This window comes from uncultured Paracoccus sp. (assembly GCF_947487305.1).
Classification (GTDB): domain Bacteria; phylum Pseudomonadota; class Alphaproteobacteria; order Rhodobacterales; family Rhodobacteraceae; genus Paracoccus.
This window is the reverse complement of the sequence record NZ_CANKWH010000040.1, coordinates 1-11855: the sequence shown is the minus strand read 5'-3', so window position 1 is coordinate 11855 and position 11855 is coordinate 1. Positions and strand designations below refer to the sequence as shown.

At 60.2% G+C, this 11855-nt stretch carries 13 protein-coding genes and 1 pseudogene; 4 read left to right on the top strand and 10 right to left on the bottom strand.

Features of this window, described 5'->3' with window-relative positions; genetic code table 11:
• Nucleotides 1–22: 22 nt before the first annotated feature.
• The 9 genes and pseudogenes from Q1A36_RS20600 to Q1A36_RS20560 form a co-directional block, all read right to left on the bottom strand.
• A complete protein-coding gene (locus Q1A36_RS20600) occupies nucleotides 23–286 on the bottom strand; it encodes a hypothetical protein (protein ID WP_299847908.1) in 264 nt (87 codons plus the stop codon).
• Nucleotides 279–1349, bottom strand: a complete 1071-nt coding sequence (locus Q1A36_RS20595; RefSeq protein ID WP_299847907.1) for an ABC transporter ATP-binding protein — start codon at nucleotides 1347–1349, stop codon at nucleotides 279–281. Before Q1A36_RS20595 ends, Q1A36_RS20600 begins: the two co-directional genes overlap by 8 nt.
• Before the next feature lie 105 nt (nucleotides 1350–1454).
• Nucleotides 1455–2486: an ABC transporter substrate-binding protein gene (locus tag Q1A36_RS20590; protein ID WP_299847906.1), complete on the bottom strand. Its 1032-nt coding sequence runs from the start codon at nucleotides 2484–2486 to the stop codon at nucleotides 1455–1457.
• Between the two features lie 229 nt (nucleotides 2487–2715).
• On the bottom strand, nucleotides 2716–3666 hold the full coding sequence (locus Q1A36_RS20585) for a LysR substrate-binding domain-containing protein (protein ID WP_299847905.1): 951 nt from the start codon (nucleotides 3664–3666) through the stop codon (nucleotides 2716–2718).
• 324 nt (nucleotides 3667–3990) lie between these two features.
• Nucleotides 3991–4248: a helix-turn-helix transcriptional regulator gene (locus tag Q1A36_RS20580; RefSeq protein WP_299847904.1), complete on the bottom strand. Its 258-nt coding sequence runs from the start codon at nucleotides 4246–4248 to the stop codon at nucleotides 3991–3993.
• A 366-nt stretch (nucleotides 4249–4614) separates the two neighbouring features.
• Nucleotides 4615–4722 (bottom strand): annotated as a pseudogene (locus tag Q1A36_RS20575) (helix-turn-helix domain-containing protein); the annotation flags it as partial.
• Between the two features lie 572 nt (nucleotides 4723–5294).
• Nucleotides 5295–5882 carry an SOS response-associated peptidase family protein gene (locus Q1A36_RS20570; protein WP_366141618.1) on the bottom strand — a complete coding sequence of 196 codons (588 nt, stop codon included), beginning with the start codon at nucleotides 5880–5882 and terminating at the stop codon, nucleotides 5295–5297.
• A gap of 38 nt (nucleotides 5883–5920) precedes the next feature.
• The gene (locus Q1A36_RS20565) at nucleotides 5921–6274 is read right to left on the bottom strand and encodes a hypothetical protein (RefSeq protein ID WP_299847902.1); all 354 of its coding nucleotides are present in this window, start codon (nucleotides 6272–6274) and stop codon (nucleotides 5921–5923) included.
• A gap of 630 nt (nucleotides 6275–6904) precedes the next feature.
• Entirely contained in the window at nucleotides 6905–7285 is a 381-nt protein-coding gene (locus Q1A36_RS20560) for a hypothetical protein (protein WP_299847901.1), read from the bottom strand.
• Nucleotides 7286–8001: 716 nt separating this feature from the next.
• On the opposite strand from Q1A36_RS20560, the gene mobC reads away from it, so the two are divergent.
• Genes mobC through Q1A36_RS20540 form a run of 4 tightly spaced genes read left to right on the top strand, consistent with a single transcriptional unit; the run spans nucleotide 8002 to nucleotide 11117 of the window.
• Complete coding sequence (mobC, locus tag Q1A36_RS20555) at nucleotides 8002–8547, top strand: plasmid mobilization relaxosome protein MobC (protein WP_299847900.1); 546 nt, start codon at nucleotides 8002–8004, stop codon at nucleotides 8545–8547.
• A complete protein-coding gene (locus Q1A36_RS20550) occupies nucleotides 8544–10418 on the top strand; it encodes a relaxase/mobilization nuclease domain-containing protein (RefSeq protein ID WP_299847899.1) in 1875 nt (624 codons plus the stop codon). Before mobC ends, Q1A36_RS20550 begins: the two co-directional genes overlap by 4 nt.
• Before the next feature lie 47 nt (nucleotides 10419–10465).
• Complete coding sequence (locus Q1A36_RS20545) at nucleotides 10466–10726, top strand: AbrB/MazE/SpoVT family DNA-binding domain-containing protein (protein WP_366141617.1); 261 nt, start codon at nucleotides 10466–10468, stop codon at nucleotides 10724–10726.
• Nucleotides 10716–11117: a PIN domain-containing protein gene (locus Q1A36_RS20540; protein WP_299847898.1), complete on the top strand. Its 402-nt coding sequence runs from the start codon at nucleotides 10716–10718 to the stop codon at nucleotides 11115–11117. Before Q1A36_RS20545 ends, Q1A36_RS20540 begins: the two co-directional genes overlap by 11 nt.
• A 342-nt stretch (nucleotides 11118–11459) precedes the next feature.
• Here the strand turns inward: Q1A36_RS20540 and Q1A36_RS20535 are convergent, their stop codons facing one another.
• Nucleotides 11460–11702, bottom strand: coding sequence for a hypothetical protein (locus Q1A36_RS20535; RefSeq protein WP_299847897.1), 243 nt, complete (start codon nucleotides 11700–11702; stop codon nucleotides 11460–11462).
• Nucleotides 11703–11855 lie beyond the last annotated feature (153 nt).

Genomic DNA, 11855 nt, shown 5'->3' with positions numbered 1-11855 from the left:
GGTTGGTTCTCGCAACCCGACCCTACCGGGAAACCCGATGGCCACCGCAAGCTACACCACGTCCATGGACGTCACCAAACAGCTCATAATAATAAGCGTCCGACAGCACCTCAATGAAGTTGTCGAGAGTGAACGTGCCTTGCGTTCCGGACATCGGATCGAAGGCGTTAAACGACAGGATCGCGGTCAGTGCCAGCGGCACGACTAGAAGGCCGAGGAACAACACCAGCGATGGAAAGGACAGGAGCCATGGATGGCTGCCCGATTTGGTCCCGGCATCAGACATTTTCCAGCTCCCCGCTGGCCGATTGCATGTCTTTCTCGTTCCAACTGATACCGACGGTATCCCCTTCGGAAGGCTGACCACCCCGCGTGTTCACCTTGATCACGCGCAGTCGGCCGAATGCGCTGTCGATCTCGTAAGTCCATGTGTTGCCAAGAAACAGGCGCGTGACGACCCGCCCTGCAATGATGCCGTTTTCGGGCGACGAAAGAACGAGCCGCTCAGGGCGGATGAAGAAACGGATCTCTCCTGCGGGGCGTGCCGTCCGCAGCGGTATGTTCAGGATGTTGGAACCCACGCGAACCTGTGTAGACTTGCCCTCATGTCCCACGACCGTGCCGGAAACGGTGTTCGACTGGCCCAGAAAATTGAACGCGAACTCGGTAGCCGGAACGTCATAGACCTCTTGCGGGGTGCCTAGTTCGGCGATGGTGCCATTTGCCATGACGGCGATCCGATCGCTCATCGTCATCGCTTCGACCTGATCGTGGGTGACAAGGATCGTAGTGATGCCCAGACGGCGTTGCAGTCCGCGCAGTTCGACATGCATCTCGCCTCGCAGTTTCGCGTCTAGGTTCGACATCGGTTCGTCCAGAAGAAGGACGCGCGGACGGATCGCAAGGACGCGGGCGATGGCGACGCGCTGGCGCTGGCCGCCAGAAAGCTCGCTCGGATAACGGTCATGCAGGCCGTCCAGCCGGACCATCGACAGCGCTTCGGCCACCCGTTCGTTGATCTCGTTCGCGGGCAGCTTGCGCATCTCCAGTCCGAAGCGAATGTTCTGTCCCACGGTCATGTGAGGAAACAAAGCGTAGCTTTGGAAGACGACGCCCATGTCGCGCTTGTTGGGCTCGGAATAGGTGATGTCGGCTCCGTCAAGTAGAACCTGCCCCGCGGACGGTGTGACGAAGCCAGCAACCATCTGAAGTGTCGTGGTCTTGCCGCAACCTGACGAGCCAAGCAGGGAAACGAACTCGCCGCTCTTGATTTCGAGATCGATGCTTTTGACGGCGCGGACATTGGGCAAGTAGGTCTTCGCAAGACCTCGCAAGGTAAGTGTACTCATGATGTTTGCCTGATTGGTTTGATGGCTGACTGCCGCAGGTGGAAGCGCGAACGGGCGCGCTTCCTCGGACTTGTTGGCAATCGTTTGGTCAGGGTTGGTCGCGCCTCATTCAACGGTGCGCGTCCATTCCTTGGTCCAATCGGCACGTTTTTCGTTCACCACAGTCCAGTCGACACTGATCAGACGCGACAAACGCTCTTCGCCAAACGGCACCTCGGCCGCAAGTTCGCCGTCAAGGGTCGTGGTGCTGTTGGTCGGCCCGAAACCCTCTGTTGCAAGCTTCGCTTGAATTTCGGGAGATACGAGATATTGAAGCAGTTTCTGCGCCAGTTCCGGCTGGGGGCCGCCTGCAACGGCGCAGACAGATGCGATGATCGCCGGAGCGCCCTCCTCAGGATAGACGAATTCCACCGGAAAGCCAGTTTTCTTCAATGCGACGGCACGGTTGCTGCCCCAAACGCTCAAGTCGATGTCCCCGTTCTGGAACATCTGCGCCATTTCAGCATTTGACGACGACCAGGTGACGACCTTGGGGGCAAGGTTCTCGCGGATCGCGTCGAAACCGGGCTCGATATTTTCCTCGCTACCGCCGTTGATGCGCGCGAACATCAGCAGCGCATTCAGCCCAAAAGTGCCACTGATCGGGTTGGAGGTGACGCGCTGGTCGAATTTCTCGTCCGTGAGGTCGTTCCACGATGTCGGCGCGTCCCACCCCTCACTGGCGAATTTCTCGGTGTTGTAGGTGATGCCGGTCGCGACAAGACCAATCCCGATGGCATTCCCTCCAAACGCTTCCGGCTTTGCCATGTCGTAAAGCTCGCCATAACTTGCGGGGTCGGCGACGCTTTCGCACAAACCAAACTGCACGGCCATTTGCATCGGCCCGTTATCCACAAGCGCTACGCTGATCTCCTGATTGCCTTTCTGAGCTTGCAGCTTGGCGAGCGTTTGGCTGGAGTTGCCGGGCACGAAGACGATGTCCACGTTGTTGTCGGCTTCGAAACCCGGTGCGATTTCGGCCTCGAACATCGTCTGGAAGTCGCCCGAGTAGCCGGCGAAATACATCGTCTCCTGTGCGGCAATGGGTGTCGCCGCGACGGACGCCACCAAGGCGGCGAGTGCGCTAATTCGTTTCATGATAGCTCCCTGCTATTTTTCTTTTCATCGTCAGGTGGCGCTGTGCAGCACAAGCGATGAACCAGACGTTATGAGGCCAGGAAAGGTGGAGCAAATCGAAAGATCAGGTAGGTTAATGCAAAAATGATATATACCTGGACATCTTTCGTCTCACTCAAACCCGGAAAAGAGCATGTCAGAGGGCGCACATCAAAGGGATAGCTATATCATTCTGGACTTGGGTGTTTGCTCAGCTTTGACCGAGTAGAACCTCCAGCTCACGCTCGATGATGGTTTTCAGGAGGGCCGACAGTCGCAGGATCATGCGATCGTCCTGCCGGTCGGGGCGATAGACGAGATATCCGTGATGCTTAACGGCCGGATGGAACGGACGGGTGACGATGTTCTTGCCACGATGCTCCAGGGCCGCGATAGGGTTAACGATGGCAACCCCAAGGCCCTGCGCAACCAAGGCGCAGGTCACAAGGCTGTAAGAAGTCCTTATGCTTACCTGCCGCAGCACGCCCGCATTCTCGAACACCTCTTCCAGACTTGACTGACCGAACTCGTTCTGCGGCAGAGAGATGAAAGGTTCGTCCACCAGATCTTCTGGTGAAACGGCAGCGTGCTTGGTCAGGTGGTGTTCTTTTGGCATGATGCAAACGGCATCCACCTCGTAGAGCTTTTCGCTCTTCAAGCCGTAGGCATCGTTCACATGCGAGACCATGCCGATATCGCATGTCTGATCGTCCACCCATTGTTCCACGGCGGATGAGTGGCCGATATTGATGGAAATGCTCGATTCGGGAAACTCGGCAGACAATTCCTTCACGGCGCGGGGAACGAGGCTCATTGCCAAGATCTGCACGGCGGCGAGCGACAGCGACCCACCACTGAAGCGCCTGATGCGATTTGCCGCGTCCTTCAGATAGAGAAGACCGGTGAAGCTTCGCTGTACTTCCTTGAAAAAGGCCAGCCCGTCGTTTGTCGGCACGATGCGACCTGGCATCCTGTCAAACAGGCGCAGACCGGTCGACTGTTCCAACTGGGCGATTGATCGGCTGATATTCGGCTGCGATGTATGAAGGGTTTTTGCAGCAGCCGTGGTCGAGCCGCTCAACATCACCGCTCGAAAGGCTTCGATATGTGAAAAACGCATGAAGGTCTCAGATGTTGCAGGTTGCGCGCGTGTGCGCAGCATAATCCGGCATCACGCGCTACAGTCATGAGAAGGCCCGCTCCAACAGCTATGGCACCGGCAATCGTTCCCGCGAAGAAGGCTATGTACATACCGATCTTGGATCGGCTGTGACCTACAACTGAATATTCATGCTCGGACAAGACGCGCCTTTCGGACTTGGCTCATCTTGATGATTCGAGCCAACAAGGCCACCATATATAGAATACATCAGCTCAATTTTCAACGAAATGGCATGAAGTTATTTATCTTTTGTTCTTTTGCAAAGGGGCTGTCTGCCCCCACGCCTGACGGCGCTCCCCCGAGGATACTTTTGGGAAGATGAAGTCAGATCCGATGATCTGTCTCTGTCGCATCCGCGACCTGTTCCAGGATCACGGACGGCACAACACCGATTGCACGGGCAAGAACCACCAGTTCAACGACATCAATCCGGCGCTCTCCACTCTCGATTCTGGCAACCAGAGACTGATGGCACTTAAGGCGCTCGGCCATTCCAGCCTGCGTCAGGCCTGCCGCTTTCCGGGCGTCGACCAGCGCCTCACATAAAGCCACGTGACCTGTGCTTCTGATCGTCTTCGCCATGTCGCTGCGCCACCTCTTTGGGCGCAAGCGGTAATCTGCTTTTCAGATTATCTAAAAAATGGATAATTCAGCATATTCCAGACCAGCTTCAAGGAGACGGCCCATGAGCCAGCCTCTTCAGCATTCAATGATCCTGACCAGACTTACCGAGACAGGACAGGCCCTGATGCAGCTGAACAGCTGTGGCTATGTCGACATCGAAACCGCCCGGCATCTGGTTGCCGCAGGCCTTGCAACACCGGAGCGCATTCGTGTCGAAACCCCGCACCTCCCTTCCAGAGAGTTCGAGGGCATCGGCCTGACGTCCGAGGGCAGCGTCGCCGTGAAGAATCTGGACTGGCAGATGGCCCCTATATCGGGATTATCGGACATCATCTTCGCAACCGTGTCACGCGAGATGTTGAACATCCGCGCTGCTTCCCGCTGGCTCATGCCTTCCGCGCAAGCCTGGCGAACTCTCAGATATAGGTCCACGCTGTAAATCCTCACGCCCTCCCTGCTGACGCAGAAAGGGAATAGGTGGACGACTTTTACGCCGCCCGCAGCAGCACCATGCCGCCGCTAACGTGGACTAATTTCGCACCGCCGTTCTCACGAATGAGGAACGGGCGGAAATGCTGAGCTGAAGACTGGGGCACTGTCTATGCCTGCCCCGCCTCGAGCGGTGTCTTTTGGTCGGCGAGACTTATCCCCAGTTTCTGTGGATGATTCCGGGGATGAATTTTCCGATGCGTTCTCGACCATTCGGAAGTACCTGGGGTTGACTGGTTGCTACGGCTCCAATGCGCTTCACGCCGCGCGCCCGCTGCAGTCCAGGTTACGATCGGGCGGGCCTCGCGATCGCCGATAAAGGCGGCTTCTCTGGAACCGACACCCATGACCTTTTGTCACTCGCGACTGGTTTCGTCGAGATCAATTCCAGGCTGATCCGCGTCGCCGGGGATGCTTGTGATGGCCAGGTTGCAGGATGTCACAGCGCTGTCGATCTTGCAGGCTCGCCGTGCGGGGGGCGTTGCTGAGGTAGTCAGAGCCAGTCCTCTATCCGGTCAGGTCAGCTCGGCCTCGTCCAGCAACGCCAGGGATGCGTCGGGCAGGGGCCGTTGAAGCTCCGGAGCGGGGATCCCGTTCAACCAGGCCGTCCAGTCGTCGGGCTGCGTCAGGATCACCGGCATTGCCTTGGGATGGATCGCCCGGACCTCCGCATTCGGTTCACAGGTCAGAAAGGCATAGAGATCATCCGTGGTCTCGCCGTCCTTCACCTTGCGGACGGAGGTCCAGTCGCGGATCTCGATGCCGGCAAAGAACATTGGCTGGTTGTTCGTGGCGGCAAACCACTGGTTGCCTTTCCCCTTGCCGCGGGGCTCGGCGAAGGCGCTCAGCGGGACCAGGCAGCGATTGTCCCGACTGAGCCAGCGGCGCCAATGCGGCGATCCAAGATTTCGGATATTGGTCACGCCGGGGTCGCGTTCCGTCTTCAGGGCGAATTTCGGCGAGGGCAGACCCCAGCGCGCTGTGACCAGCTCCAACCCGTCACCGTCATGGCGGATGATCGCACCGGGCTGGTCGGGATAGACCCGGCCCGGCTGCAGATTGCCGGCACGGTCTGTCACGCCGGGGAAGAGCCGGCGCATCATCTCCTGCGTGGTGCCGTTGTTATACAGATTGCAGATCGTCAGACCCTTTCATCGCGCCAGATCCATTTGACAACCTGCCTGACCGGCCTGCGAACGGTCAAGCCTGCCGCCAGCTCTTGGGCGCTCGGCAGGTGCCAGCGGATCGACATGTAATCGATCGTCGCGCACTGGCCGCAGCCCCAGGGCGGTACATGCGCTTCGTGAAACGGGTCATCGATGACCTTCGCCAGATCCTCGGCCCAATAGTTCACCGTCCGGCCGCACAGATCGCAGCGCATCACCATGAGCATATGGTCGCGGGCACAGTCGCGGATCGAGCGGTTGGCGAATCTGTTGGTTGAGGGTATCGACGGCATGGTAGGAACGTAATGGGAACATACGCCCGCCGACAAGCTGTCCGAATGTCAGCCCGAGGTTGCAGGTTCAAGGCTGTGACCGACGATGGTGCCATCAGCGATCGAGAGGCCCGCTGCCCGGCGCGCCATCGATCGCGCAATCGCCGTAAGACTGGAGCAGGGACGGGGCAGCCGTGACACAGAATTGTAGCCGGAGGTAACAAACCGGCTTCTCGCTTTGAATCAGAAATTGGGGTAGAGTTGGAAAGTCCAGAGCCAATCAATCGGCACCAACGCGCTGCAAAACTCACCTCCGGTGCAGTGTCGAGCTTGGGTCTCGCGCGGGGTCTATCCTGCTCCACTCGTCTGGAAGAGCCTGAAGATGCGCGAGAGCGTTTCCCGTCCGGCGCAGTGCCGCCGGCGGGAACTGGACGGAAGGAAAGGCGGTGGCCGCGACGGGCTCTGAGAGGAGCAGCGATGCGGGCCACCGCCTGACTCTCAGCAAATATCGAACCGATGTGCAGGTCGGCGCTGAATGCGCGTCTCCTGGCCCTGGGCCGTCGCCGGGACCACCGGATCAGGGGGTGGCTTTCGCCGACCTCTACCGAGGGCCTGCAGTTGACAGCAGGTCCTCCGCGAACGAACCCTTGCGGGCACATCCCGGCTTCGTGTCCCTATCGTGCTTTGTCACGCACGATCGCGTTCTGCCGAGCCCGGGCAGATGATCTCCTGCCGTTCTTGATCGCTCAGACCTGCCATCAATCTCCGGATCATGCGCATCCGGCCCTGCGGCCCGAGCGGGTATCGCGCCAGCTTCCGTCCTGCGGCCAGGAAGACAGCGCGCAGATCGTGGAACGTCGCGGCATGGGCCCAGAACTCTGCATCGCTCATGGCGTCAAGGAAGGGCGGCATGGGCGCCCCGGTCTGCCATTCCTCCAGGATGACCGACAGAACCTGCTCGGCATCGTCAGGATGGCAGGCAAAGATCGCATCGATCAGGTCCGCCACACGCGACAGGCGCAGTCCCGGGCTCATCTCCTTGCAATCCAGTCCAGCAGCATCGGCCATTTCCCCCTCCACCGGTATGGGGCACCCCGCAATGGGGACAGCCCCGAACACATTCGTTTTCGGGGTCTGGCCGTCGCCGAGACTGGGGGTAGCTGCGGCAAGGGAAATCGACGGAAGTGGTGCGGCCCGCAGCCGCGCCAGCGGCGAGGACCCGGTTCTGTCGATTGCCCTTGCTGCGGCGAGGGGCAACGCCCCTTCAATTCTTCTGACGGATCATCCTGCGCCGCAGGCACACGATCCGCTGTCATGGCCTGGGTCTGTCACGGTTCCGGTTTCATCCGTGTCGATGCTTGCCGAAGGGCAGGGGGCTCTGTGCCGTTTTTGGGAGGAATGGTAGCAGTTCCGGCCGACCGGGAAGGCCAGCCTTTCCTACAGGCCTTGTGTGACGGCCCAGATGGTAACAGCGCGATCGGAAATCGACTGACGGGCTTCCCACGGCACGTTGCAGATCACCCCAGGGTTCATCCGGTTACAGGCGACGGCGCCATTTTGGCGCCTGCAGCGGTGCCGGCGCGCCGGCGCTGTTTTTCAGCGAAGCAAACGGACCCTATGAGCCGCACCGAGCATCCCGACGATCGTCGCGTGTCATGTCGCCTCCGACGTCAACTCTGAGTTGTTTTCAGGGCGATCTTGGGCTAGTCTGGCACATAGGGGAATGTGGCAGGAAATGCCAAATGTTTACAGACCGTCCGATTGCCATTGCCGGGAGGGCTCTGATGGCGCGTAGATCGCTGACGAGAGAGCAGAAGGCGGAGACGATCCGCCAGGTGAAGGCCGGAGGGGCTGTTTCGACGGTGGCCGATGCTGTCGGGGCTGAACGGGACGCGATCAAGACGGAAAAGGCCCTCAAGCTGCGTCAGTCCGAGGCCACTACGACCTATGGCAGCGCCGTGGCGGTGCGCCTGTCCCCGGAGGAAGTGCAGCAGCTGGACCGGCTGAAGGACGTGCTCGGCACGGACAGCAGGTCGGACGTGTTGCGCAGCCTGCTGCGGTCGAGCGTCGGGATGCTGGAATTTCCGCCCGAGCAGGCAGCGGAGCTGGAGGCGATCAAGCATGAGCTGCACAAGATCGGGGTCAACATCAACCAGATCGCCTTTGCCGCCAACACACGGAAGATCAAGCTGGCCAAGGGGGAGATGCGGGCCCTGGACGATCTGCGGCTGACCATGCCGAAGGTGCGGACCTTCCTGCAGGCGGTGGTTGCCGAGCAGCGCCGCCGCGGGGTCCGGCTCTTCAAGGCCTTCGTGGAGGGTGAGGCATGACCTCCGTCGGGCTGGCCGAGGCGCTGATCGGCGAGATCGAGTTTCCGATCTGGAAGGGCGGGGCGGGGATGCTGGCCTTCCAGCAGGCCGAAGTCGCGCGCGAGTTCGACAGGTTCATGACGCCGAGGCCAAAGGTTTCCGGGCGTGCCGCGAACCTGTGGCGCGTCGCCCAGGGCTCGAATGCGGTGGTGCTGAAGAAGATCCACAATGGCGGCACCCATACCGGCAAGCAGCTTGGCAATCAGCTGGATTATCTGTTTTCCAAGGCGGCGGCGGTGTTCGGGAACATGGCCGATCTTGACCCGCGTGCCCGGACGCTTGACGGCGATCAGCGCAGGGCCGTTGTCGATCAGTGGTCGGACGAATGGACAGGCGATCCGAAGAACGGCCATACAACGCATCTGCTGGTATCCTTCCCCTTCGATGTGAGCGGGGAGCGTGCCCGGCCGGTGGTCGAGGAATGGTGCATGGAGATGTTCCAGTCCGGGTTGCATTCGGATGGCGAGGAATGGGCCTATGTCGCGGCCCTGCATACCGATCGGGTCAACAAGCATGTCCATGTGGTGGTGAACAACCGGGGCCTGGAGCATGGCGACTGGTTCTTCATGGCGAAGGACCATGTCTTCAATCTGGATTTCATGAAGGAACGGCTGGTCGAGATTGCGGGCGGGCAGGGGATGTTTCTGGACAAGAGCAGCCGTCTGGATCGCGGCATCCTGACCTATGGGCCGTCGCGGGCCGAGATCGAGCGGGCCGCACGCGAGGGCAGGGCGCCGATCGAGAACCGCCGGCAGGGCAGGGCGCTCAGCGATGCGCTCGACCAGATCCAGCGCAATATCGAGGTGCTGCGCAGTCTCGCCGTCCTGGCGACACTCATCAGCGATGAGGACCTGGCAAAAAAAATCGAAGCCGCAGCCGACCTGCTGGAGCAGGGCGGCATCATCCATCACCGCAATCAGGAGATCGTCATGGACCTCGATACCATCCGCAATCGCGGCGATCTGGCCACTGCCTTCGGGACCTGGCTGGAGGAGAGCGAGAGGGACATTGCGCGCCTGCCCGTGCAGGAGCGGCGCGAATTGCGTGAAGAGCTTTACGGGATCGCCGCCGAGATCGTGCGCGATCTGGGCGACATGCGCGGCGCGCAGCTGATGCATCACGCCCCGCGCACGGCCATCTACCAGGCGCAGATGGACGAGACCCGCATCACTGTCCAGGACAGGCACAAGGTTATCGGACCGGATGGCACGAGGGAAATGACGGCGCAGATCGGCGCGGCCGCAGAAAAGGCCGGCCTCGATCCGAGCATGATCCGGTCCCGGATGGAGATCGGGGCCGCGAATGCCTGGCAGGAGCGGGAGTGGATCAAGGCCGATATCCTGGCTGTGGCCGGTGCGAAGAAGATCGATCTCGCTTCCGAGGACGGGCGGGGCAGGGCGGCCGAGCTGGTCGATACCTTCTATGCGGCGGCAGCCCGCACGATTTCCCGAGCGGTGCCGATCGAGCAGGAGGCTTTGAGCGACAAGCTGACCCGCACGCTGTCCGCCATGGCCGAGGCCCATGCCCAGCATGGCAAGGTCGAGTTCCAGGGTGACGAGCACGCCGCGCGTTTCGGCGCCGATTTCCGCGACCGATATGGCGCGCATGTCCTGGCGCGGATCGCGGCGGGTGACACCGATGCCCTGGCCGTCGATTTCCCGGATGCGGGTCAGCGACGGGCGATCGCGCGGGCTGTCGCGGCGGCGGGCGAAGCCCATCAGTCGGTCGGCATGACCCTCGCCCAAGCCCGGCAGGTCAAAGAGAAGATGGCTGAGCAGGAAGCCGGTGAGCAGCATCGCTCCCGCGGCAAGGATCGCGGGCATGAGCTGTAATCACAAACGGATTGAATCTCCAGCAGTCAGGATATACATTATTAGAGATGTGTATCATTCAAGGCGGAACCCAAAACATGCAGATCGCGAAATGGGGCAACTCTCTGGCCGTCCGACTACCTGCGCGGCTGGTCCAGGAACTCGGGCTGAAGGCAGGTGACGAGATCGAGATCACCGCGGCCGATGCAGGGCATTTTGAGGTTCATCGACGCCGTGACCCCGAAGAAATCCTGGCCCGGCTTCGCAAGTTTCGCGGATTGATGCCCAAGGACTACCGGTTCGACCGGAACGAGGCGAATGCCAGGTAGGTTCTTCGACACCAACGTCCTGCTTTACCTGCTCTCTGAAGACCGTGCCAAGGCCGACATCGCCGAAGGGCTGCTGCGTGATGGTGGAACCGTCAGCGTGCAGGTGTTGAACGAGATCGCGAATGTCACGCGGCGGAAATTCAGGATGAGCTGGGCGCAGAGCGATGAGTTTCTGCTGATGATCCGTGAGTTCGTGACCGTAGAGCCGCTGACCTATGAGACGCATGATCTGGGCATCGCCCTGGCGCGGAAGCACGCGCTGTCTGTCTATGACGCGATGATCGTCGCGGCCGGGCTGCTGGCGGGATGTGACACCGTGCTTTCCGAGGACATGCAGGACGGGTTCAGGATCGAGGGCAGGACCACGATCAGGAATCCCTTCGCCGCATGAGCATGACCTGTGTCGACAACGATGTGTCGTTTGAAGGTCAGTTTTCTCGCGGGCTTCATGCAGATCCGGGCGGTAAGCGGACTTTTGCTGCAAGCGCGCTCTTGTCCAAGAACCACTGCGGAAGCGGACATTCCTCCAGGCCCGCCCGCGGGGCCTAAAGTGGTGATCGAAAGCCCGCCGAACTGACCTCCCGCGTTGCCCCACCGTTCGGTGCCCCATCTCCAGTGTTGACATTGTCGGCCCCGACACTATTATCTGTTATTGCCTTATGACCGGTGCTCCCTGACCTGGCCTCAGTCGCCTCGTTACAGCCCGGTCTTCTAATTTCTGGACGTCGCCGCATCAACATTGAAGTACCTCAAGCCGCACAAGTCGATCGATGAATGCATCGACATCATGTTGATGAGAGGTATGGAAATCCCTGATCGGTGCCATGCTGAACGATCCCTGCACCGCATAGGCTACTACCGGCTCAGCGCATTTGGGTATCCGTACCGTGACTTCTGCCCGATCCCGACGCCAGAAGGCGAGGTAGAGCAGAATGTTCGATGCGACAAGTTCAAAGAGGGCACGACGTTCGATCATGCGATCAACTGTTGATTTCCACCCAGAACTGACCCGGGTTTTCCATCGAGAATTGACCCACCTTGAGATTATGTTTGTCGGGTCATGACCGGGTCAAGACATCAGAGGTCTCCTTCTTTTTTCTGGTCGCAGCAGCCGAGCTTGCCTTGAAGC